Source organism: Bacillus tequilensis KCTC 13622 (assembly GCF_000507145.1).
GTDB lineage: Bacteria > Bacillota > Bacilli > Bacillales > Bacillaceae > Bacillus > Bacillus tequilensis.
The window spans coordinates 308,965-334,660 of the sequence record NZ_AYTO01000008.1; the positions used below are offsets into that span (position 1 = coordinate 308,965).

Annotated in this window: 13 protein-coding genes and 1 pseudogene; 11 read left to right on the forward strand and 3 right to left on the reverse strand. The window is 47.9% G+C overall.

Annotated features, from left to right (window positions below; translation table 11 throughout):
- Nucleotides 1–77: 77 nt before the first annotated feature.
- Genes V756_RS0104835 through V756_RS0104860 form a run of 6 tightly spaced genes read left to right on the forward strand, consistent with a single transcriptional unit; the run spans nt 78 to nt 12,085 of the window.
- On the forward strand, nt 78–863 hold the full coding sequence (locus tag V756_RS0104835) for a 2,3-dihydro-2,3-dihydroxybenzoate dehydrogenase (RefSeq protein ID WP_024713683.1): 786 nt from the start codon (nt 78–80) through the stop codon (nt 861–863).
- A gap of 25 nt (nt 864–888) precedes the next feature.
- Entirely contained in the window at nt 889–2,085 is a 1,197-nt protein-coding gene (gene dhbC / locus V756_RS0104840; protein ID WP_024713684.1) for an isochorismate synthase DhbC, read from the forward strand.
- 28 nt (nt 2,086–2,113) lie between these two features.
- Nucleotides 2,114–3,733 carry a (2,3-dihydroxybenzoyl)adenylate synthase gene (locus V756_RS0104845; RefSeq protein ID WP_024713685.1) on the forward strand — a complete coding sequence of 540 codons (1,620 nt, stop codon included), beginning with the start codon at nt 2,114–2,116 and terminating at the stop codon, nt 3,731–3,733.
- 31 nt (nt 3,734–3,764) lie between these two features.
- Nucleotides 3,765–4,700: an isochorismatase gene (locus tag V756_RS0104850; protein WP_024713686.1), complete on the forward strand. Its 936-nt coding sequence runs from the start codon at nt 3,765–3,767 to the stop codon at nt 4,698–4,700.
- A gap of 19 nt (nt 4,701–4,719) precedes the next feature.
- On the forward strand, nt 4,720–11,892 hold the full coding sequence (locus V756_RS0104855) for a non-ribosomal peptide synthetase (protein ID WP_024713687.1): 7,173 nt from the start codon (nt 4,720–4,722) through the stop codon (nt 11,890–11,892).
- Entirely contained in the window at nt 11,876–12,085 is a 210-nt protein-coding gene (locus V756_RS0104860; protein ID WP_024713688.1) for an MbtH family protein, read from the forward strand. The genes V756_RS0104855 and V756_RS0104860 overlap by 17 nt, the downstream gene beginning before the upstream one ends.
- A gap of 43 nt (nt 12,086–12,128) precedes the next feature.
- Here the strand turns inward: V756_RS0104860 and V756_RS0104865 are convergent, their stop codons facing one another.
- From V756_RS0104865 to adeR, 3 genes and pseudogenes are all read right to left on the reverse strand, one after another.
- Nucleotides 12,129–12,806, reverse strand: coding sequence for a YukJ family protein (locus V756_RS0104865; RefSeq protein WP_024713689.1), 678 nt, complete (start codon nt 12,804–12,806; stop codon nt 12,129–12,131).
- Nucleotides 12,807–12,918: 112 nt separating this feature from the next.
- Nucleotides 12,919–14,055, reverse strand: coding sequence for an alanine dehydrogenase (gene ald / locus V756_RS0104870; RefSeq protein ID WP_024713690.1), 1,137 nt, complete (start codon nt 14,053–14,055; stop codon nt 12,919–12,921).
- A 101-nt stretch (nt 14,056–14,156) separates the two neighbouring features.
- A pseudogene (gene adeR / locus V756_RS0104875) lies at nt 14,157–15,385 on the reverse strand (sporulation transcriptional activator AdeR).
- 567 nt (nt 15,386–15,952) lie between these two features.
- Here adeR and V756_RS0104880 point away from each other — a divergent pair.
- From V756_RS0104880 to esaA, 5 genes are all read left to right on the forward strand, one after another.
- Nucleotides 15,953–16,246, forward strand: coding sequence for a WXG100 family type VII secretion target (locus V756_RS0104880; RefSeq protein WP_003220661.1), 294 nt, complete (start codon nt 15,953–15,955; stop codon nt 16,244–16,246).
- 71 nt (nt 16,247–16,317) lie between these two features.
- Nucleotides 16,318–16,557, forward strand: a complete 240-nt coding sequence (gene yukD / locus V756_RS0104885) for an ESX secretion system protein YukD (protein ID WP_010329928.1) — start codon at nt 16,318–16,320, stop codon at nt 16,555–16,557.
- A 14-nt stretch (nt 16,558–16,571) separates the two neighbouring features.
- The gene (gene essB / locus V756_RS0104890; protein ID WP_024713692.1) at nt 16,572–17,918 is read left to right on the forward strand and encodes a type VII secretion protein EssB; all 1,347 of its coding nucleotides are present in this window, start codon (nt 16,572–16,574) and stop codon (nt 17,916–17,918) included.
- 60 nt (nt 17,919–17,978) lie between these two features.
- Nucleotides 17,979–22,466 (forward strand): type VII secretion protein EssC, encoded by a 4,488-nt coding sequence (gene essC, locus V756_RS0104895; RefSeq protein ID WP_024713693.1) that lies wholly within the window; start codon nt 17,979–17,981, stop codon nt 22,464–22,466.
- Nucleotides 22,463–25,672 carry a type VII secretion protein EsaA gene (gene esaA / locus V756_RS0104900; RefSeq protein WP_024713694.1) on the forward strand — a complete coding sequence of 1,070 codons (3,210 nt, stop codon included), beginning with the start codon at nt 22,463–22,465 and terminating at the stop codon, nt 25,670–25,672. Before essC ends, esaA begins: the two co-directional genes overlap by 4 nt.
- Nucleotides 25,673–25,696: the final 24 nt, after the last annotated feature.

Sequence of the window (25,696 nt, forward strand, 5' to 3'; positions counted from 1 at the left end):
ATAAAAGGTGTAAGGCGCAAGAGTCTTTTTCACTGGATCTCCATTCGGCATCTCAAGTGAAGAAAGGAATTGATGACATGAATACAATGGGAATAAAGGGAAAAATCGCTTTAATAACAGGAGCTGCGCAGGGGATAGGTGAAGCAGTTGCGCGGACGCTTGCCGGCCAAGGCGCACACATTGCGGCTGTTGATTATAATCCAGAAAAGCTGGAAAAGGCTGTGAGCAGCCTCAAAGCGGAAGGCAGTCAGGCAAAAGCCTTTCCGGCGGATGTAAGAGACAGCGCGGCGATTGACGAGATCACGGCGCGCATCGAGCGTGAAATGGGGCCGATCGATATTTTGGTAAATGTAGCGGGGGTCCTTCGCCCGGGACTGATTCATTCGCTTAGCGATGAAGAATGGGAGGCTACGTTCTCAGTGAATTCGACCGGCGTATTTAACGCCTCGCGCTCAGTCAGCAAATATATGATGGACCGCAGATCAGGTTCCATTGTAACAGTCGGCTCGAATGCCGCTGGTGTGCCGAGGACATCTATGGCGGCGTATGCCTCCTCTAAGGCTGCGGCTGTGATGTTTACGAAATGTCTTGGCCTTGAGCTTGCAGAGTATAATATCCGCTGCAATATTGTGTCTCCCGGATCAACGGAAACAGACATGCAGTGGTCATTATGGGCCGATGACAATGGAGCTGAGCAAGTCATAAAAGGTTCACTAGAGACATTTAAGACAGGAATCCCGCTCAAAAAACTGGCTCAGCCTTCGGATATTGCAGATGCCGTGCTCTTTTTGGTTTCCGGTCAGGCAGGGCATATTACGATGCATAATTTATGCGTGGATGGCGGCGCGACTTTAGGCGTATAACTCATTTTAAAGGAGGTACATGAGAATGTTGGAACAAAACGTTTTATCACAAACAAAAGCGGAGCATTTGCTTCATGAGTATCGGGCGGGTGCTTTTTTCTTAGCTTCTCCTCATCGTGTACTGTTGGCAAAAGGTGTACGAGAAATTGTACCGGAGGCAGACGGGCAAAACCAAATAGAAACCCTTTCCGGCCGTATTGCAGAGACGCTGAATCAAGCAAAGCAATCGGGGCAAAGCCGTCCGCTTGTTGTCGGAGCTGTTCCTTTTGATCATGTAAAAGCAGCCAGGCTCGTTGTTCCTGAAGAAGTAAGCTGGTCAGGACCGCTTCAATTTGATCACGCGGAGAAGGAACTGCAGACTGAGTATACATACCACATAGAGCCTGTTCCTGCACCAGAGGATTACAAATACGGTGTGGAACAAGGGCTTGCACATATTGCCGATGGGATTCTCAGCAAGATCGTCCTGTCCAGATCTCTGCATTTGACATCGTCTGAACCGATTCAGACGGATGAACTGCTTCACCATCTGGCGCGGCATAACACGCACGGCTACACGTTTGCTGCGGACGTGTCCAGCGAAGCGGAAACGTCCTCTAGCCGAACATTGCTCGGTGCAAGTCCGGAGCTTCTCGTTTCAAGAATGGGAACTCAGGTTGTTTCCAATCCATTAGCCGGCTCAAGGCCTCGCAGTGATGATCCTGCTGAAGATCAGCGCCGGGCTGCTGAATTGCTTTCTTCTGCTAAGGATCTCCATGAGCATGCTGTTGTGGCTGACGCGGTTGCGGCGGCGCTGCGTCCTTTCTGCCGGACGCTGGATGTTCCGGAAAAGCCTTCATTGATCAAAACGGAGACAATGTGGCACCTGTCCAGCGTGATTAAGGGAGAGCTCTCCGATCCATCTGTAACCGCACTTGAATTGGCGGCCGCGCTCCACCCGACCCCGGCCGTCTGCGGAACACCGACAGACCTTGCAAGAGAAGCGATTCTCAGCATTGAACCGTTTGACCGCGGTTTCTTTACCGGTATGGTCGGCTGGTGTGACGATGCGGGTGATGGAGAATGGATCGTCACAATCCGCTGTGCAGAGGCAGAAGAACGCTCACTCCGTCTGTATGCAGGAGCCGGTGTTGTTGCCGGATCAAAACCAGAGGACGAGCTTCAGGAGACATCCGCGAAGTTTCGGACAATGCTTCGGGCAATGGGCGTGAAGCACATATGATCAGAATGAATTGCTGGAGGGATACAACATGCTGAATGGATTTACTCCTTGGCCTGAAGAGGTAGCTGAGACATATCGGAAAAACGGCTGCTGGGCCGGCGAGACGTTTGGAGATTTGTTAAGAGACCGGGCTGCGAAATATGGCGATCGCATCGCAATTACATGCGGGAACACTCATTGGAGCTATCGAGAGCTTGACATAAGGGCTGATCGTCTGGCTGCAGGCTTTCAAAAGCTCGGCATTCAAAAGATGGATCGTGTCGTGGTGCAGCTGCCGAATATCGCAGAGTTTTTTGAAGTCATTTTCGCGCTTTTCCGTCTGGGAGCGCTCCCAGTCTTCGCACTGCCTTCGCATCGAAGCAGTGAAATTACATATTTTTGCGAGTTTGCGGAAGCGGCAGCTTATATCATTCCCGACTCTTACTCAGGCTTTGACTACCGTTCACTCGCCAGACAGGTTCAAAGCAAACTGCCGTCTTTGAAGCACGTTATTGTCGCAGGTGAGGCGGAGGAATTTTTGGAGCTGGAGGCTTTGCATACAGAACCTGCAAAACTGCCTGAAGTCAAATCTTCGGATGTAGCGTTCCTTCAGCTTTCCGGCGGAAGCACCGGCCTATCGAAACTGATCCCGCGGACTCACGATGACTACATTTATAGTCTGAAGCGGAGTGTGGAGGTCTGCTGGCTCGACCACAGCACGGTGTACTTGGCAGCGCTGCCGATGGCACACAATTATCCGCTGAGCTCGCCTGGGGTTCTCGGCGTATTATACGCCGGAGGAAGAGTGGTATTATCTCCTTCTCCAAGTCCTGATGACGCATTTCCATTGATTGAACAGGAACAAGTGACGTTTACCGCTCTTGTTCCGCCTCTTGCGATGGTTTGGATGGATGCGGTCTCCTCACGCCGTGACGATCTTTCCAGCCTTCAAGTCCTGCAGGTCGGCGGCGCAAAGTTCAGTGCTGAAGCCGCGCGCAAGGTGAAAGCTGTTTTCGGCTGCACCCTGCAGCAGGTGTTCGGAATGGCAGAGGGTCTCGTCAATTATACGAGACTGGATGACTCTGAGGAAGTGATTGTCAACACCCAAGGAAAACCGATGTCTCCATACGATGAAATACGCGTGCGGGATGATCAGAATCGCGACGTGAAACCCGGTGAAACAGGACATCTGCTGACGCGGGGGCCGTATACGATTCGAGGTTACTATAAGGCAGATGAGCATAATGCCGCTTCTTTTACTGAGGACGGTTTTTACCGCACGGGGGATATCGTCAGGCTGACATCAGATGGCTATATTGTCGTTGAAGGCCGGGCGAAGGATCAAATTAACCGCGGGGGAGAAAAAGTGGCGGCAGAAGAGGTGGAAAATCATTTGCTGGCGCATCCGGCTGTCCATGATGCGGCAATGGTCTCCATGCCTGACCAATTTCTTGGCGAAAGATCTTGTGTGTTCATTATCCCCCGGGATGAAACCCCGAAAGCCGCCGAGCTCAAAGCGTTTTTGAGAGAGCGCGGACTGGCGGCATACAAAATCCCTGACCGGATTGAATTTGTCGATTCCTTCCCGCAGACAGGGGTTGGTAAGGTCAGCAAAAAAGCGCTTCGTGAAGCGATTGCCGAGAAGCTTCTTGCAGGATCAAAAAAATAACATAAACAACAATTTGAGAGGGAGTGTTCAAATGGCTATACCTGCCATTCAGCCATATCAAATGCCGACAGCGTCTGATATGCCGCAAAACAAAGTTTCATGGGTGCCTGATCCAAATCGGGCAGTCCTGTTAATCCACGATATGCAAAACTATTTTGTCGATGCCTTTACAGCGGGAGCCTCTCCGGTAACAGAGCTTTCAGCAAATATCCGCACGCTGAAGGATCAATGTGCCCAGCTTGGGATACCTGTAGTCTATACCGCACAGCCGGGAAGCCAAAATCCCGCTGACCGGGCGTTGCTGACAGACTTTTGGGGCCCGGGATTAAACAGCGGCCCTTATGAGGAGAAAATTATCACCGAGCTGGCACCGGATGATGATGATCTTGTGCTGACAAAATGGAGATACAGCGCGTTTAAGAGAACGAATTTGCTTGAGATGATGCGCAAAGAGGGACGCGATCAGCTAATCATTTCGGGAATTTACGCCCATATCGGCTGTCTCGTTACAGCATGTGAAGCCTTTATGGAGGATATTGAAGCGTTTTTTGTGGGAGATGCAGTGGCTGACTTTTCATTAGAAAAACATCAAATGGCGCTGGATTATGCAGCTGGGCGCTGTGCGTTTACCGTGATGACTGACAGTCTTCTCGATCAGCTGAAGAATGCGCCGGCAGACACTCCAAAAACGTCAGCAAACACTGGGAAAGAGGTGTTTACATATGAAAAGATCCGTAAACAAATTGTTGAGCTTCTTCAAGAAACACCTGAAGATATTACGGATCAAGAGGATTTGCTTGAACGGGGACTTGATTCGGTAAGGATCATGACATTGGTAGAACAATGGCGACGTGAAGGAGCCGAGGTGACATTCGTGGAACTGGCTGAACGCCCGACGATCGAAGACTGGCAGAAATTGCTCACTACCCGCAGCCGGCAAGTGCTGCCAAACGCGGATTATTTATAAAAGGAGGGTAAACAAACGGATGCCTGATACAAAAGACATTCAATATGCTTTGACCGGGGCGCAAACCGGCATATGGTTTGCTCAGCAGCTTGATCCGGACAATCCAATATACAATACAGCGGAATATATAGAAATCAATGGACCAATCAATATTGCTCTTTTTGAAGAAGCTTTGCAGCACGTGATAAAGGAAGCTGAATCGCTGCATGTCCGCTTCGGTGAAAATATGGACGGACCTTGGCAGATGATAAACCCGTCTCCGGATGTACAGCTGCACGTCATTGATGTCAGCTCTGAGCCTGATCCGGAAAAAACAGCGTTACACTGGATGAAGGCAGATTTGGCAAAGCCGGTCGATTTAGGATATGACCCTTTGTTCAATGAAGCTCTGTTTATTGCCGGTTCTGATCGTTTCTTTTGGTATCAGCGCATTCACCATATAGCGATCGACGGCTTCGGTTTTTCTCTGATTGCCCAGCGTGTAGCAAGTACGTATACCGCACTGATGAAAGGACAATCAGCTGCAACAGGTTCCTTTGGATCGCTACAGGCCGTTTTGGAGGAGGATTTAGATTATCGCGCATCAGATCAATATGAGAAGGATCGCCAATTCTGGCTGGATCGTTTTGCTGATGGACCTGAAGTTGTGAGTTTGGCTGATCGGGCGCCAAGAACATCTAACGGTTTTCGTCGTCAAACGGCGTATCTGCCTCTATCTGATGTGAGCGCGTTAAAAGATGCGGCGCGTTATTTCTCAGGAAGCTGGCATGAAGTCGTGATTGCGGTGTCAGCTGTTTATGTGCACCGGATGACAGGCTCTGAGGATGTTGTGCTCGGTCTGCCCATGATGGGACGGATCGGGTCCGCATCACTGAATGTGCCGGCTATGGTAATGAACCTTCTTCCGCTTCGGCTGTCTGTAAGCTCTTCGATGAGCTTTTCTGAACTGATTCAGCAAATTTCCCGGGAAATCCGCAGTATTCGGCGGCATCATAAGTATCGCCATGAAGAGCTTCGCCGCGATTTGAAATTGATAGGGGATAACCATAGATTATTTGGCCCGCAGATCAATCTCATGCCGTTTGATTACGGTCTCGACTTTGCCGGCGCCCGGGGCATAACGCACAATCTTTCAGCGGGTCCTGTTGATGATCTCTCAATCAATGTATATGACAGAACGGACGGCAGCGGACTGCGAATTGATGTTGATGCGAATCCTGAAGTATACAGCGAGTCTGATATTAAACTTCATCTGCAGCGGATCTTACAGCTGCTGCAAACGGCTTCTGAAGGGGAAGACATGCTGATTGGTCAAATGGAGCTTCTATTGCCAGGAGAGAAAGAACAAGTCATTCGTGAATGGAATGAGACAGCCAAACCCGAGAAGCTGGTCAGCCTTCAGGATATGTTTGAAAAGCAGGCCATCCTTACGCCAGAACGTATCGCTCTCATATGTGATGACGTTCAAGTAAACTATCAAGAACTGAATGAACAGGCAAACCGTCTCGCGCATCTGTTGATCGAAAAAGGCCTTGGCCCGGAGCAATTTGTCGCTTTGGCGCTGCCGCGTTCTCCAGAGATGGTGGCGTCGATGCTTGCTGTACTAAAGGCTGGTGCGGCGTATCTTCCGCTTGATCCGGAGTTTCCGGCCGATCGCATTTCTTATATGCTGGAGGATGCGAAACCTTCATGCATCATAACGACAAAGGAAATAGCAGCCCGTCTGCCTGATAATAGGGCAGTGCCGCAGCTTGTGCTTGATCAGGCTGTTACACAGGAGGCTGTCAAACGCTATTCGCCTGTTAATCCCAATGTATCGGTTTCTCTTGCCCATCCCGCGTATATCATTTACACCTCGGGATCAACGGGAAGGCCGAAGGGTGTCGTTGTTACACTAAAAAGCTTAAGCAATTTTCTGATGTCCATGCAGGAGACATTTTCTCTGGGAGAAGAAGACAGGCTGTTGGCTGTGACGACCGTCGCTTTTGATATTTCAGCATTGGAGTTATATCTTCCGCTGATCAGCGGGGCACAAATTGTAATCGCCAAGAAAGAAACAATCCGCGAGCCACAGGCATTAGCCCAAATGATTGAATCTTTCGATATTAATATTATGCAGGCGACACCTACACTATGGCATGCTTTGGTCACGAATGAACCTGAGAAACTTCGGGGGCTCAGAGTGCTTGTCGGAGGAGAAGCGCTGCCGAGCGGTCTTTTGCAGGCGCTTCATGAGCTTCATTGTCCAGTCACGAATTTATACGGCCCGACTGAAACAACGATTTGGTCTGCAGCAGCTTTTCTTGAAGAGGGGCGGAAGGGCATTCCGCCGATTGGCAAGCCGATTTGGAATACGCAGGTGTATGTGCTTGATAACGGTTTGCAGCCGGTGCCGCCGGGAGTTGTCGGCGAGCTTTATATCGCGGGAACCGGCTTGGCTAGAGGTTATTTCCGCCGCCCTGATCTAACGGCTGAGCGTTTTGTTGCAGATCCATACGGACCGCCTGGGACTCGGATGTATCGGACCGGAGACCAGGCTCGCTGGCGCACTGATGGGTCCTTGGATTATATCGGGCGGGCGGATCATCAAATTAAAATTCGCGGATTCCGAATTGAACTTGGAGAAATTGATGCCGTGCTTGCCAAGCATCCGGATATTGACCAGGCCGCGGTTGTTGTTCGGGAAGATCAGCCGGGAGACAAACGATTGGTGGCATATATAGTGACTGCTTCAGCTATTGATACTGCCGAGCTTCGCCGTTATATGGGTGCCGGTCTGCCAGATTATATGCTGCCTGCCGCATTTGTAGAGATGGACGAACTGCCATTAACACCTAATGGCAAGCTCGATCGGAAAGCACTGCCGGCGCCTGATTTTAGCACATCTGTCAGCGAACGGGGACCGCGTACGCCTCAAGAACAGATATTGTGTGATTTATTTGCCGAGGTTCTCGGTTTGGCACGCGTCGGCATCGATGACAGTTTCTTCGAGCTGGGCGGTCACTCTCTTCTTGCAGCCCGTCTGATGAGCCGCATTCGCGAGGTAATGGGTGCCGAACTCGGTATCGCCAAGCTCTTTGACGAACCGACAGTAGCCGGACTCGCTGTCCATCTTGATCAGGCGCAGCGTGCACGTCCCGCATTGCAGAGAGCCGAGCGCCCTGAAAGGATTCCGCTTTCTTTTGCTCAGCGCCGGCTATGGTTCCTCCATTGTCTTGAAGGGCCGAGCCCTACTTATAATATTCCGGTTGCTGTCCGTCTGTCGGGTGAACTGGACCTAGGAGTGCTGCAAACGGCACTTTATGATCTCGTCTGCCGCCATGAAAGCCTTCGGACAATCTTTCCTGAATCAAAAGGGGCATCCTACCAGCACATTTTAGACGCTGAACAAGCACGGCCTGATTTACATGTTACTGAAATTGCCGAACATGAGCTTTCTGAGCGACTGGCTGGAGCTGTTCGCTACAGCTTTGATCTCGCGGCTGAACCTGCTTTTCGTGCCGAGCTATTTACCATCGGTCCTGACGAATATGTGCTGCTTCTCCTCGTTCATCATATCGTAGGGGACGGCTGGTCATTGACGCCGCTGACCCGCGATCTTGGGGCGGCTTATGTTGCTCGCAGTCATGGAAACGCTCCCGAATGGGCACCTCTTGCTTTGCAGTATGCAGACTATGCGCTCTGGCAGCAACAACTGCTTGAGGGCGGGGATGATTCAAATCGTTTGATTGCCGGACAGCTTGCTTTCTGGAAAGAAACCTTGAAGAATCTGCCTGATCAGCTTGAACTGCCGACTGACTATTCACGTCCGGCTGAACCGAGCCATAATGGGGATACGATTCAATTCCGCATGGCGCCTGAACTGCACAGGCGATTGCAGGAGCTGGCCCGCGCAAATAGAGTGAGCTTGTTTATGGTGCTTCAAGCCGGTCTCGCCGCTTTATTGACAAGACTTGGCGCGGGAACTGATATTCCGATCGGCAGTCCGATCGCGGGGCGGAATGATGAGGCGCTAGGCGATCTTGTAGGTCTGTTTATCAATACATTGGTGCTCAGAACCGATACGTCCGGTGATCCAAGCTTCCGTGAACTTCTTGACCGTGTGCGGGAAGTGAATCTGGCAGCCTATGAAAATCAGGATATGCCGTTTGAGAGACTCGTAGAGGTGCTGAATCCGGCTCGCTCGCGGGCGACGCATCCTTTATTCCAAGTCATGCTCGCGTTCCAAAACACACCGGATGCTGAACTGTATCTTCCTGACGTGGAAAGCAGCCTGCGGATTCACAGCGTTGGTTCTGCCAAGTTTGATTTAACGCTGGAAATCAGTGAAAATCGTCTTGCTGACGGGACTCCAAACGGAATGGAAGGGCTGCTAGAATACAGCACTGATCTTTTCAAGCGGGAAACCGCTCAGGCTCTTGCTGACCGTCTAATGCGCTTGCTGGAGGCTGCCGAGTCTGATCCTGACCAGCAAATCGGAAATCTGGATATTCTTGCACCGGAGGAGCACAGCAGCATGGCGGCAGATTGGCCAAGTGTATCTGAAAAGATTCCGCATGCATGTTTACCGGAGCAGTTTGAGAAGCAGGCTGCTTTGAGTCCTGATGCCATTGCCGTGGTTTATGAAGATCAATCACTGAGCTATGCAGAGCTGAATGAAAGAGCGAATCGGCTTGCCCGAATGCTGATCAGTGAAGGAATTGGACCGGAGCAATTTGTGGCGTTGGCACTGCCTCGGTCATTAGAAATGGCTGTCGGGCTATTGGCGGTGCTGAAAGCCGGGGCGGCTTATCTGCCTCTCGATCCGGATTATCCGGCTGAGCGAATTGCTTTTATGCTGAAAGATGCGCAGCCTGTGTTTATCATGACGAACACAAAAGCTGCAGAAAGCATTCCGCCAGCGGAAAACGTGCCGAAAATCGTGCTGGATGATCCCGAACTGGCAGAGAAACTAAACACGTACACTGCTGAGAATCCAAAGAATACGGACCGGATTCAGCCGCTTTCTCCTTTGAATACGGCATATGTCATTTATACCTCCGGCTCGACAGGTGTTCCAAAAGGTGTGATGATTCCTCACCAAAACGTAACGCGTTTATTTGCAGCAACTGATCACTGGTTCCATTTCAGCTCAGACGATATCTGGACCATGTTCCATTCCTACGCGTTCGACTTTTCCGTGTGGGAGATTTGGGGTCCTTTGCTGCATGGAGGCCGTCTTGTGATCGTGCCTCATCACGTCAGCAGATCGCCGGAAGCGTTTCTGCGCCTGCTGGTCAAAGAGGGTGTGACCGTACTGAATCAGACACCGTCCGCTTTCTATCAGCTGATGCAGGCGGAACGGGAGCAGTCTGATCTTGGACAGGCGCTCAGTCTGCGCTATGTCATTTTTGGCGGAGAAGCACTGGAACTCAGCCGTCTAGAGGATTGGTATAACCGCCACCCTGAAAATAGACCGCAGCTGATCAATATGTATGGGATTACAGAAACGACGGTGCATGTGAGCTATATCGAATTAGACCGAAGCATGGCAGCTTTACGGGCAAACAGCTTGATCGGCTGCGGCATTCCCGATCTTGGTGTCTATGTGCTGGATGAGCGCCTGCAGCCGGTTCCGCCTGGTGTTGCCGGCGAGCTGTATGTATCAGGAGCAGGGTTGGCAAGAGGCTATTTAGGCCGTGCTGGATTGACAGCAGAACGCTTCATAGCTGATCCGTTCGGTCCCCCGGGCAGCCGGATGTACCGCACTGGGGATGTGGCCCGCTTTCGCGCTGACGGTTCTCTCGACTATGTCGGGCGTGCCGATCATCAAGTGAAAATTCGGGGCTTCCGGATTGAGTTGGGAGAAATTGAAGCCGCGCTTGTTCAGCATCCGCAGCTTGAAGATGCGGCAGTCATTGTACGCGAGGATCAGCCGGGAGATAAACGGTTGGCGGCTTATGTCATACCTTCTTCGGAAGAAACGTTTGATACGGCGGAGCTGCGCAAATATGCTGCTGAGAGGCTGCCGGATTACATGGTGCCTTCAGCTTTTGTGATGATGAAAGAATTGCCGCTGACACCGAATGGAAAGCTCGATCGTAAAGCGCTGCCCGCTCCGGATTTTGCAGCGGCAGTGACAGGACGCGGGCCGAGAACGCCGCAGGAAGAAATCCTCTGTGAGCTGTTTATGGAGGTGCTCCATTTGCCTCGTGTCGGAATTGATGACCGTTTCTTTGATTTAGGCGGGCATTCCTTGCTTGCTGTTCAGCTGATGAGCCGCATTCGTGAAGCGCTCGGCGTTGAACTCACCATTGGCAGCCTATTCGAAGCGCCGACTGTTGCCGGGCTTGCAGAAAGACTTGAAATGGGTTCAAGCCAAAGCGCACTTGACGTTTTGCTGCCGCTCCGAACAAGCGGAGACAAACCTCCTTTATTCTGCGTGCATCCGGCAGGCGGACTCAGCTGGTGCTATGCCGGTTTGATGACAAATATAGGAACGGATTATCCGATCTATGGCTTGCAGGCACGGGGAATCGGACAGTGTGAAGAGCTTCCGAAAACACTTGACGATATGGCTGCCGATTACATTGAACAAATCAGAACAATCCAGCCGAAAGGCCCTTACCATTTGCTAGGCTGGTCCTTGGGCGGAAATGTCGTTCAAGCAATGGCCACCCAGCTGCAAAATCAAGGAGAAGAAGTATCCCTATTGGTGATGCTTGACGCCTATCCGAACCACTTCCTTCCTATAAAAGAGGCGCCGGATGATGAGGAAGCGCTGATTGCCCTTCTGGCGTTAGGCGGGTACGACCCGGACAGCTTAGGGGACAAACCGCTTGATTTTGAAACGGCGATCGAGATTCTTCGCCGTGACGGAAGCGCGCTTGCGAGTTTGGATGAATCAATCATTTTAAATCTGAAGAATACGTATGTCAATTCTGTCGGCATTCTAGGCTCGTATAAGCCTAAAACCTTCAATGGAAATGTCTTGTTTTTCAGATCAACAATCATTCCTGAATGGTTTGATCCGATTGAACCTGATGCGTGGAAGCCTTATATTCACGGAAAAATTGAACAAATTGATATTGACTGCCGTCATAAAGACCTTTGTCAGCCGGAGCCGCTTGCTTTAATCGGCAAGGTTCTAGCTGTCAAATTGGAAGAGATGAATAAAGAAGGGGGAGAAGCAATAGATGACAAATCCTTTTGAAAATGCGGATGGCACATATCTAGTGCTGATCAATGATGAGGGCCAGTATTCCCTATGGCCCGCTTTTATAGATGTGCCGGGCGGCTGGACAGTCGTTCATGAGCAAAAAGGGCGTGAAGCTTGTCTGGACTATATCCAATCGCATTGGAGCGATATGAGGCCAAACAGCCTAAAGCCTGTTGAAAATGTATAATCGCATAAAAAAGAGACTGCTCGCGGCAGTCTCTTTTTCTATTTTATGCAGACGTTTGGGTATGATCACAATCTCTGACCGGGTTTCCGTTTTCATCTGTACACCACGATTGGGATAAAAACGCTAAAAACACAGCTGCCCACTGATCGCTAAATTGAATCAGAATGCCACCGTCATGCCACGAGCCGTTGTCTTTTTTCCAGCGGGTATCCATTGCATTTCCTTGATTCATATGGATATTGTGCATACCGTTGGTCGGGGTAAAACCAAATATTTTATCTGCAGCCTGTTCCGGCCCAAATTTTGAGCCGAAAATGTAAACCGGCGCTTTCTCTGCTTGCGCTTTCTTCATATACGTTTCAATAAAATCATTCAAATCATTATCAGGACCGGTGATTTCATGCGGCAAAGGCTTCATTTCTGCCGGGGCAAACAAATTGCCACGCACATAATCCAGCGCCACTTCACGGTTTGCTTCATTGATCTTTGTATATCCATACGGCATATTCGGAAGGATGGTAATTGAGCTCGAATCAAACTGATCGTCAGCTAAATACAATACTTCAGATTCCTCAGAGCTGGACATCACGTTGATGGCGCACCTGTAATACGTATTCTCTTCACCGAGCACTTTGACTTGGAAATGAGGACTGTCATCATCGGTTTCCCGCTTCATGTCTAAGACAATGCCTTTTAACACGCCATATTGCTGAACAGCCATATGAATCCTCCTTTATGATCAACTTCATAATTTAATTCGTGAAAGGGTCTCTTTTTTCCTTTGAAAAGATAAAAAAAAGCCTGCAGAAATCTTTCTGCAAGCTCATTGTGAATTAAGCACCGGCCACGGAGGACTCGTCCTGTAAAGCTTTTTCGGCAGGAACATACTCATATCCTAAATCCTTTGCCACAGCCTCATAGGTCACATGTCCGTTTGCTGTGTTTAAACCGGCTCTCAGTGCCGCATTGTCTGCGAGCGCTTTCGCTGCCCCTTTGTTTGCGATTTGCAGCGCGTATGGAACAGTAACATTAGTCAGGGCGATTGTTGATGTGCGAGGGACTGCGCCCGGCATGTTCGCCACAGCGTAGTGGACGACACCGTGTTTTTCATATGTCGGCTGATCATGTGTAGTGATATGGTTGACAGTCTCGACGATGCCGCCTTGGTCGATCGCAACATCGACAATCACCGAACCGGGATTCATTTGTTTTACCATTTCCTCAGTGACAAGAGTCGGTGCTTTAGCCCCCGGAATTAAGACCGCGCAAATGAGAAGATCCGCTTCTGCGACAGCATCTGCAATGTTGACCGGATTAGATATTAACGTTTTAATTTGATGGCCGAAGATATCATCAAGCTGGCGCAGGCGGTCTGCATTTAAGTCGATGATGGTCACATCTGCACCGAGGCCGACAGCCATTTTCGCCGCGTTTGTGCCGACAGCGCCGCCTCCGATAATTGTTACTTTTCCGCGGGAAACGCCTGGCACTCCGGCAAGCAGAATGCCTTTTCCGCCTTTAGGCTTCTCTAAGAATTGAGCTCCGATTTGCGCTGCCATTCGGCCTGCAACCTCTGACATTGGTGTCAGCAGGGGCAATGTCCGTTCTTCACTGACCGTTTCGTATGCAATAGCAGTTACTCCTTTGTCCTTCAAGGCCTGTGCAAGCTCAGGCTCAGCCGCTAAATGAAGGTACGTAAACAGCACAAGTCCTTTGCGGAAATAAACATATTCTTCCGGAAGCGGTTCTTTTACCTTCATGACCATTTCGGCGTCCCACACCTGTTTCGGTTCAGCAATGATTTCCGCTCCTGCTGACTCATAGGCTTCATTTTCAAATCCGCTTCCAAGGCCCGCGCCTGTTTCAACCAGCACCCGGTGCCCGTTTGAAATGAGCTGTGAAACGCCCCCGGGTGTTAATGCGACACGGTTTTCATTGTTTTTTATCTCTTTAGGAACCCCTATGATCATATCTGTCTCCTCCTGTATCTGTGATATTTTTAGTGTAGCTTGATATTTTTGAAAATTCTTTGTTTGAATAAGAAAATAAAAAAACATGGATTTGTGAAATTTCACAAATCCATGTGCCGAAGTTTGATATCTAAATAGATGGTGAATTTTTGATTGATATTTTTTAAATCGATTTCAGCGATCTGGCTGATACGCTTGAGACGGTAATTCAACGTATTGACGTGTATATTTAACACCTTGGAGGCTGTGTTCACGTTGCTGTCAGCTTCAATAAAACGCTCTAGCGTTTCTACCATATTTGACTGGTGATCCCGGTCATACTGCTCCAGCTTGGAAAGTGAATAATTAAAATATCCCGTCTGTTTCCGTTTTTCATCTAAGACGTCCAAGTATTGATAAATGCCTAATTCAGAAAAACTAAACAGATGTTTTGTTTCTTCAGCGAAGCGTTCTTTCGCTTTTAAGACGGATAATGCCTCCTGATAGGAGCGGGAGACAAAAGAAATAGAATGGTATATTCCGCCAAAAGCGATCGAAACGTCTTCTAATTTATACCGCTCCTTCAGCTGTTTTTGCGTACTGAAAGCAAATTGCTTTGCATCTTGAAATGGGTGATCTGTTTTGGGTGCGGTTAAAATAATGAGTTCATTGGAATCTACGGTCGTCAGCAGTACGTGAACCTGCTGGGTCGTTTCCTGCAAATATTGCAGCTGCTGCTCGATTTTTTCAGTCAGCTCACCGTTTATCCGGATGATCATCACGGAAAACTCAGAAGGAGCGGCCATTCCAAGCTTGTGGAATCCAGCCGCCATGTCATGCTCCTGATGAATGTGTCCAGTCAGCATTTTCCAGAAAAACTCTTGGCTGCGTTCTTCATTTTTCGTTTTTCGGATTTGGAGTTTGAGCAGCTGGTTTCTCACTGCTTTTGCTGCCATTTGCAATGTCACCAGATCATCGTCAGACAATGTTTTTTGAATCTCAAGCGCCCATATGAATCCAAGAACCTGGTTGTTTTTCCAAATGGAGATGGCAACGCGATTGCTCAGTCCGACTTCATCTATTTGCTTGACTCTGATCGGCTGGTCCGTATTTAAAAGAGCTGGAATCGTCCCATCCTTCCACAGCTTGTTAATGACCTTCTCCGGCACTCTTCTGCCAATGATTGTAGACGTCCGGGCAGGGTCCGTGCAGTCGCTGTGTGTGCTGTAGGCCAGCAGCTTGTGGTTAACATCCTCTATGGTGATCGGGCACCGCAGGACGTCGCTGATATGATCAGCCACATCTTCAAGTCTGTCAAAACTGTATTTAAACGGATCATTCGGCATGGCATAAATCTCCCTACTTTTCAAGCTTGATTTCTCTTTGACATCTCAGCCCCTTCCTTTTATTATGATTGTTGATGTTTGTGAAAATCAACAACAAAGAATGGAAGCCGAAAAAACAATGACATGGCATATGAGAGAAATGTTTTATAGATGATTAGCGGCGTAATCGCCTTTTTACAGTACAGTTTTATTCCTTATATGATACGAAAGCTTATTCTATTATTCTTCTAAGTAAGTCATCGGGGGCGAGACTATTAAGGAAAGAAAAAACGGAACCTTTCAGAATCGGTGCTGCAGCATCAAATGTTCTGGAAGGTTTTTTTTGGGAGTTGGGGAATGATTTGGGTCTTTTGGATTATTCGGAGGATGAAGAGGAGATTGAGGAAATAAACCTATTTGTTTAACAAAATATGTCATTTTGCAGTGAATTAGGGTAAACCATTAGACTCATTTTGTAAAATTAAAACATATTTGTTTGACTGTGCCGAAAAACTGTTTTTATAATAATGACGTTCTAAAAATAAGTGAATTAGCCCATATTTAGGCTGATGGCACAGGAGGTAATGAGGAATATGGCAGGATTAATTCGTGTCACACCCGAAGAGCTAAGAGCAATGGCGAAGCAATACGGCGTTGAAAGCCAAGAAGTATTGAATCAGGTTGATCGTTTAAACCGAATGATTTCTGATTTGAAGAGCATGTGGGAAGGTGCTTCAAGCGAAGCGTTCGCAGATCAATACGAGCAGCTCAAACCTTCATTTATCAAAATGTCAGATTTGCTTCAAGATGTGAACCAGCAGCTTGATCAAACAGCAAATACACTTGAGTCTACTGACCAAGACATCGCAAACCAAATCCGCGGATAACAGTATGAAAGGGAAGGAGCGCCTGATTCACGAGAAGACGGCGCTCTTTCTATGTAAGGGTGATCCAATATATGTATATTGATATTACAATAGATTTGAAACATTATAACGGCAGTGTCTTTGATCTCAGATTGTCAGATTACCACCCGGTGAAAAAAGTAATTGATATTGCTTGGCAAGCCCAGAGTGTAGCCATACCTCCGCGCGAAGGGCACTGGATCAGAGTGGTTAATAAGGATACGGTGTTTTCCGGAGAATGCAAGCTGTCTGATTGCGGCATTACAAACGGAGACCGGCTTGAAATATTATGAAAGGATCTGGTTGAATGTCGGATAAACAAAAATCATATGTAGAAAACCAATTAGAAGCTGTTGCCGAGAAAACAGATGCCGGCTATACATTTACCTTTCAGCGGGAAAAAATAAAGCTTCTGGACGGTCTCGAAGCCAACGTGATCAAAGATGTAAATCCATTTTTTCATAAAGAGATCGATGTGACGGATGATGAAGTGATCATCACAATCCAGCCTCCTCCCTCCTATAAAGCATTCCGCTTCATGAAAGCTAAAGATAAAAAAAGCAAATGGCAGTTCGCCTATCAGCTTGTCAAGGCTGTACAGCAGCACAATCTGTCGAGGCTGAATTTGATTGTCGCTCCTGAAAACATTGTATTCGATAAAGGCCTGACGCCTTATTTTCTCCATTATGGAGTAAAAGAGAGCATTCCTCCTTACGAGCAGGATGAGGAAAGAGTGTGGCGGGAGCTGAAAGCGTCAGCGGCTTTGGCGGTTGACGGCGCTTTTGCGTTTGAAGACTACCTGAAATTTAATGAAACGCTGACATTTTCCGCAGAGGCCAAGGCGATATTGGATGCAGCGTCCTATGATGACCTGCTCGAGCTGATTCAAACCCATATCGATGAGCTCGAAGCCAAAGCGAAAACATACATACATATCCCGAGAAAGAAGTGGAACATCCAGCGGTACATCGGCCTGGGGCTCATTGTTTTGCTTGTGCCGTCCCTTGTTTATTCGATGTACGTCTTGTTTTTCGCACAGCCAAAGCACCAGGCGATAGTCGACAGCAACCGCGCTTTCCTCAACAAGCAGTACAGTGAGGTTATCAGCAAACTGTCCAAGTACGATGCTGAAAGCCTGCCTGAATCGGTGCAGTATCAGCTGGCAACGTCTTATGTTGAGGTTGAAAGTATAGACGGTGATGAAAAGAAAAAAGTGGAAAATAATTTAGTCACACTGCAGTCAGATCCGCAGCACTTCCTTTATTGGATAGATTTAGGGAGAGGAAACAATAAAGAAGCCGTTAGCATCGGAAGAAAGCTTGAATATAATCCATATATTGGATTGGGCCTGATCAGATATAAGGCTGAAATACTAGCAGATGAAAGTATGAAAGATGACGAAAAGCAAAAAGAATTAGACTCTGTGCAGAGCGAGATCGACCAAATAAAAAAACAAATTGAGGAACAAAAAGAACAAGAGTTGTCTGACACATCAGGAACTGATGCAACCAGCCAAACTGCTGAAGAACAATCAGACAAAGAAAAACAACAAGCTGAAGAAAAAGCTGCAGCCGAGGAAAAAGCGAAAAAAGCAGAACAAGCAAAGAAAGAAAAAGAATCAGAAAAGAAAGATGAGAAAAAAGATGACAAATAACGTAAGACATGAAGCGCAGGTCATCGTATGCTGTCATTTGGCCGTTAGGAGGTTCGCCATTTGAGTCTATTATGGGTTTTTTACCAAAATAACGTTCAAAAACTGAAATTGTCTGACCTCCCGTCGTCCCATCCGGTGACTATAGGGCCTGATGTGAAGGATTCCATTACGATCGGCGCCATTCCGTTTACAAGCGGAGCGATTTCTCTTCAAAGAAAGGAATCTGGCGGCCAATACGAAGTTTTCCTGGGAAATGATTGTCTCGGTACGATTGAGCCGAATACCTCCTTTTCTCTCCAAACGGACGAGCAGGATATACGCTTTATTTTGATGGGCAGTGAGCCCAAGAAATCGGTTTATTTCACAGGGAATCCGGATGGAATCGTATGTTCTTCAGAAAAAACGGATGCTGATATCTATCTGAATCCGCAAGATTTTGCTTTTGCTGAACAAAGCACGTTCTCTTTGCTGCGTGTCGGTGAAAGCTGGTCGGTTCGTCCTGAAAGCGGGACGGTCTTTTTGAATGGAGAGAAGATCATCGGCAATACACGGCTTCAGCCTGGGGATGAAATCTTCTGGAACTTCACGCAAATGAGAGTGACGGAACAAGACCTTTTAGAAATTGTACATTTTGCCTCATTTAAAACAGCATTAACAGAAACGGTCAAACCGACCACAGAGATGCAGAAAAAATATCCGCAGTACAGAAGAACGCCGCGAATGGTGTACGATCTGCCAGAAGACCGCGTGTCCTTCAGTTTTCCCTCTCAGGAGAGCGATCAAACCAATAGAGGGCTGTGGCTCGTCATCCTGCCGCCGCTAGTGATGCTGATTGTGATGGGCGTTGTTGCCATCATTCAGCCGCGGGGCATATTCATACTCGTTTCTCTCGCGATGTTTATGATGACCCTCATTACCTCGACAGTGCAATATTTCCGGGATAAAAACCAGCGGAAAAAACGCGAGGAAAAACGGGAGCGCGTGTATAAGCTTTACCTAGACAATAAGCGGAAAGAGCTTCAGGAGCTTGCTGAAAAGCAAAAGCAGGTTCTTGAATTTCATTTCCCTTCGTTTGAACAAATGAAATACTTAACAAGTGAAATCAGTGACCGGATCTGGGAAAAATCACTGGAAAGCAAGGATTATCTTCAGCTGCGGCTTGGGACTGGAACAGTTCCGTCAAGCTATGAAATCAATATGAGCGGCGGAGACTTGGCGAATCGTGATATCGATGACCTCATGGAGAAATCACAGCACATGCAGCGTGTCTATAAAGATATCCGCAATGCGCCGGTTACGGTCGATTTGGCGGAAGGTCCGATGGGGCTTGTCGGTAAATCACAAATTGTGAAAAATGAGATTCACCAGCTGATCGGACAGCTGTCGTTCTTTAACAGCTATCACGATTTGCGTTTCGTTTTTATTTTTCATGAAGAAGAGTATAAAGACTGGGAGTGGATGAAGTGGCTTCCGCAATTTCAAATGCCCCATATTTATGCAAAAGGTTTTATATATAATGAGCAAACCCGAGACCAGCTTCTGTCCTCACTTTACGAATTGATCAGAGAGCGCGATCTCGAAGATGACAAAGAAAAACTGCAGTTCAAACCGCATTTTGTATTTGTCATCACGAATCAGCAGCTGATCTCAGAGCATGTCATTCTCGAATATTTAGAAGGACAGCATGAGCATCTGGGCATCTCTACAATTGTCGCTGCGGAAACAAAGGAAAGCTTGTCGGAAAACATTACGACCCTTGTCCGCTACATCAATGAGCATGAAGGCGACATTTTAATACAGAAGAAAAAAGCGGTAAGAATCCCGTTCCGCCTTGATCATCATCAGCGCGGAGACAACGAACGGTTCTCACGCACGCTGCGGACGCTGAATCACCAGGTCGGCATTACGAATTCCATTCCGGAAACGGTGTCGTTCCTGGAGCTTTTCCATGCGAAGGAAGTAAAAGAAATCGGCATTCAGCAAAGATGGCTGACGAGCGAATCGGCGAAGTCACTCTCAGTGCCGATCGGCTATAAAGGGAAAGATGACATTGTGTATCTGAACCTTCACGAAAAAGCACACGGGCCGCATGGGTTGCTTGCGGGGACAACGGGGTCAGGGAAAAGTGAATTTCTTCAGACCTACATTTTGTCACTTGCGGTTCATTTTCATCCGCATGAAGCGGCTTTCTTATTAATTGACTATAAGGGCGGGGGGATGGCGCAGCCGTTTCGAAATATTCCCCATCTGCTCGGCACGATCACAAATATTGAAGGCAGCAAAAACTTCAGTATGCGTGCGCTTGCTTCCATTAAAAGCGAGCTGAAAAAAAGGCAGCGCCTGTTTGACCAATATCAAGTCAATCACATCAATGACTATACAAAGCTGTACAAGCAAGGCAAAGCAGAAGTGGCGATGCCTCACTTGTTCTTAATTTCTGATGAGTTCGCCGAGCTGAAAAGCGAGGAGCCTGATTTTATCAGGGAGCTTGTCAGTGCCGCGCGTATCGGCCGAAGCCTTGGCGTGCATTTGATTTTGGCGACACAAAAGCCGGGCGGCATCATCGACGACCAGATCTGGAGTAACTCGCGCTTTAAAGTAGCGCTGAAGGTTCAGGACGCTACCGACAGTAAAGAAATTTTGAAAAACAGCGATGCGGCAAACATTACCGTGACAGGACGCGGTTATTTGCAGGTCGGCAACAATGAAGTGTACGAGCTGTTCCAATCGGCTTGGAGCGGGGCGCCTTACTTAGAGGAAGTCTACGGAACAGAGGATGAAATCGCGATCGTCACAGATACGGGCTTGATCCCGCTTTCTGAAGTTGATACCGAAGATATCGGAAAAAAAGACGTTCAAACAGAAATCGAAGCTGTCGTTGACGAAATTGAACGCATCCAAGCTGATCTGGGAATTGATAAGCTGCCAAGCCCTTGGCTGCCGCCGCTCGCGGAACGTATCCCGCGCACTCTTTTCTCTTCAGACGAAAAAGACCATTTCCACTTCGCTTATGTCGACGAACCTGATCTGCAAAGACAGGAGCCGATTGCTTATAAGATGATGGAAGACGGAAATATCGGCATATTCGGCTCTTCCGGCTACGGAAAATCGATCGCGGCCGCAACGTTCCTGATGAGCTTTGCTGATGTGTACACACCAGAAGAGCTTCATGTCTATATCTTTGATTTTGGAAACGGAACGCTGCTGCCATTAGCGAAGCTCCCGCATACCGCGGATTACTTCCTGATGGACCAGTCAAGAAAAATAGAAAAGTTCATGATTCGCATCAAAGAAGAAATTGACCGCCGTAAACGTCTGTTCAGGGAAAAAGAAATCAGCCACATCAAAATGTACAATGCGCTTAGCGAAGAAGAGCTTCCGTTCATTTTCATCACCATTGACAACTTTGACATCGTCAAGGATGAGATGCATGAGCTTGAATCGGAATTTGTCCAGCTTTCCAGAGACGGACAGAGCTTAGGGATCTACTTCATGCTGACGGCGACGCGTGTAAATGCTGTCCGCCAATCATTGTTAAATAACCTGAAAACGAAGGTTGTCCATTATCTCATGGACCAATCTGAGGGATATTCCATTTACGGACGGCCAAAATTCAATCTTGAACCGATCCCGGGTCGCGTCATCATTCAAAAGGAAGAGCTTTATTTCGCGCAAATGTTCCTGCCTGTTGACGCTGATGATGATATCGGCATGTTCAACGGACTGAAATCAGACGTTCAGAAACTCCAAGAGCGCTTTGCTTCAAAGGAGCAGCCGGCACCGATTCCGATGCTGCCTGAAAGCCTGTCGACGAGAGAGTTTTCTCTGCGCTTCAAGCTGGAACGCAAGCCTTTATCTGTACCTATCGGGCTTCATGAAGAAACCGTCAGCCCAGTCTATTTTGATTTGGGCAAGCATAAGCACTGCCTGATTTTAGGCCAGACCCAGCGCGGGAAAACAAACGTCTTAAAAGTCATGCTTGAACATCTGATTGATGATGAAACCGAAATGATCGGCTTGTTTGACTCGATTGACCGCGGCTTGTCCCGATATGCGAAAGAATCAGATGTCTCATATTTGGAAACGAAAGAAGATATTGAGCAGTGGATCGAAACAGCGGAAGACATTTTTAAAACAAGAGAAGCCATGTATGTAGAAGCCGTCCGTCAGGGAGATGTGCAGAATTTGCGATTCTCACAAGTGGTGCTGATGATTGACGGGATTACGAGATTCCAGCAGACGATAGATACGAGAATACAAGACCGTCTGGCAAACTTCATGAAATCATACGCGCATCTCGGCTTCAGCTTTATCCCGGGCGGGAACCACAGCGAATTCTCAAAAGGCTATGACTCCTTGACGACAGAAATGAAGCAGATCCGCCACGCGATTCTGCTGATGAAAAAATCTGAGCAAAATGTCATTCCTCTCCCGTACCAAAGACAGGAGCCTGAGATTCAGCCGGGCTTCGGATATGTTGTGGAAAACGGGAAGGAGCAAAAAGTTCAAATTCCTTTATGTTCTGCTGAAAGGGAGAGTGCTAGATGACAGAACAACGAAAAAGCTTGATCAAGTTAATATCCGCCGTCATCATCATTTTGCTGCTGCCGGTTTTGTTTTTCCGTTTTATCGGAGACGATCCGACGAAAAAAGCAGTCAATTCCACTCGGCAAATCGCAGTGGTGAATGAAGACACAGGCGTATTGAGTGATGAGGTGAAGTCTGACGAAGAGGACAAATCAGCCCAGTTCGGCAAGGAAGTTGCCGCCGCTTTGGGTGAACGTCCCGATTATTCATGGACGGTCGTAAACCGAAGCGCGGCCGAGACCGGTCTCGCGTCAAAGAAATACGATGCGATCGTTTACATTCCGTCAGACTTCTCCAAAAACATTTTGAGCTATGATAAAGATCATCCCCAAAAAGCAACGCTCGAATTCAGCATTCAAGATAACCTGAATGCGGTCAACAAAGAAAAAGTTCAGCGTGAGCTTGAGGATGCCCAAAAGACGATGAACAAAAAAATGTCAGCCTTATACTGGAACTTTGTGTCACAAAAAGTGGACAACATCAGAGGAGAATTTGACAACATCGTCAATAAAGAATCTGAATTCCAGAATGTCATGTACAACTTTTACAAACCAAGCTCTAACGATTTAGCAGGTGAAATCAAACAGCAAAAAGATTTAATCGATGAGCTAAAGAAATCAATGAATGAAGCACAGGGCACGACAAAAGAAAAAGCTTCAACAGCGGAGGAAGCCAAAAACACGCTGAAAGAATTCGTTGATACAGTTGAACGATACAAAGAATATCAAGAAAACCAGAAAAAACTGCTTTTGGAAGCCCAGGATTCAACCCAGCAGCAAATCCGCACAGGTTTGGACACCATCCAAGCTCAGCAAAAGGCGAATCAGTTCAGCGAACGCATGAGCGGACTGGCAACAGGGATCAGCCAAGCGAAAACACAGCTTGGGCAAACCAGCAATGTGCTGGCAGACGCCCAGAGAGTCAGGGAAGGACAAGTGCCTCAGCAGGAATTTGGCATGGCAAAAATCCAAAGCGATTTAATCAATCAATATCAAGCCGCTTCAAAACAGGCTGCATTAAACCAGGTTTATGAACTGCTTGTCCCGGCACGTCAGGCACTGACAGTTGTGAAAGGGGACGACCCAGTTGAAGACGACGGCTCTGACAACGATGATCAAGATAAAGACCCGAAAGAAGAAAATCCTGAAGAACTAAAAATCGATCTTGAAAAACAGCGTGAAGAACTGAAAACCATCGCTGCTGATATTCAAGATATTTCAGACAATCTGAAGGAGCCTGAAAAAGAAAACCCAACACCGGAGGACCCGGGTACTGAACCAGACGATCCGTCCACTGACAATCCGGAACATCCAGATGACGGGGGCAGCACAAATCCCGATGATACAAAGGGAAACACCGGAAACGATGATACCGGTAATGACGGACAAACGGACGGCAATACTCAGGATCAGGACCAGCAGAAGGGAACAGACGGTCAGGAGCAGAACGGCAATGCCTCTGATGGTGCGTCCGACAGCGGACAAACCGAAACGGGTACATCTGCCGAACAGACTGCATCATCTGATTCAGCCCTTCAATTGATCAAGCTGGCAAATGAAGACGGAACCGGAGATTCAGGAGATACTGGAGGCGACGGCGGCGCGACTCAGCCTGGAGATGACGGTGAGGTTTCGGATATTGCAAAAGCAAAAGAACAGCTCAGAAAAGCGTCTGAGCGAATCAAACAGATCGAAGAAGAGCTCAAAGAAAAAGAAACGGCTCATAATGAAGAGCTGAAAAAGAAACTAGAAGAACTAAAAGAGCAAATGGATGGTCTCAACGATGAAATAGATGATCTCAAAGGCCAAGTGAAAACGCTCGAAGATAAACTCAATAGACTCGAAGCGAAACGCCAGCGGGAGTTCGAAGGAATTTACAGCGCGATTCGCGAGCTGGAAAATAAAAATCAGCTTCAATTCTCAGGAGAAATCAATACAGAAAGAATCTCCGCTTTAATGAGATACTATAAATATTTATCTGTTTATGACTCTGTATTATCCGGTACGATAGACAATGCTGCAAAAGCCGGCGCCATTAACGGCCAGCAGGGCAACGTCAAATCCATCCTGGCTCTCACACCTGAAGAATCAGCCAGCTGGGAAGCTCTCAAAAACAACACGATGCAAACTGATGAAGACATTAACAGCTTCATCGACGGCATGACCAAATTTGCGGACGAATACAGCGGGTTTATCCGTGACTCTCAAGCAGGGGTTCTTGACGAACTGACGAAAATCTCTGACAGTGCCGCAAAAGCGTCAGAACAGCTGGTAACGGGCGCAACGCAGGAATCTGCCACGTTCAGTAACGACGGGCTGTCAGGCACAATGGCGCTGAATGTCCAGGATACGGTCGGCCAGGAAGTGCTGCAAATGTCAGACATGATGGGTTCATTGTCTGATCGCCAGTCAGGCATTATTGATTACACGACCAACATGCAGCAAAGCGTCAATGATGTTCAGTCGAAAGCGGATACCTTAAACAACAACTGGGGGAAAAATGTCGCCTCCACGAAACTCATTCGCAATGACGTATACGGTATATTAGGAAATACTTTAGTAGACGGGCAAAACAACGGCTATGTATATGATTACTTGGCGAATCCGCTTAAAATCAGCGGAGAGGTTCCGGAAGAGAAAACTCAGACGGTGCCGCCGGTTGTCATCCTTGTCATTATATTGATCAGCAGTCTGTTAATCGGCTATTTCAGCTCGTATTACCAAAACGCGCCGCTTCTCGTCAAAGGAGCGTTATTCGGAATTCTGAATATCCTTGTCGGACTCATGATCAGCTTGTTCGGTTTGAATATTTATTCACTGCCGGACGATCAGACGATTAAGTGGTCAGTGTTTACGATTCTATTGCTGGTCGCAAGCTCTGCCTTCATCCGGACGGCATTCAGATTCGGATCGATCCCTGGATGGGTTGCTTCAGCGGCAATGATTCTATTCTACGTCGCACCGCTTATTGATTTGATTATGCCGAACTTTACCTTTGAAGATCCGGTATCGAAAGTATATATCGACATCCAGTACGGCACTGGGCATTTGTTTGCAATGGGAATATCGGTTCTGCTGATCATTACGGTGATAGCCGCGGCTCTGCCGCTTATTATCCGGCTGATGGCAGAAAAATCAGCAGAAAGCGATGAAACGTATGAAGCATAATCGCAGCATGGAAAAGGGGATCAT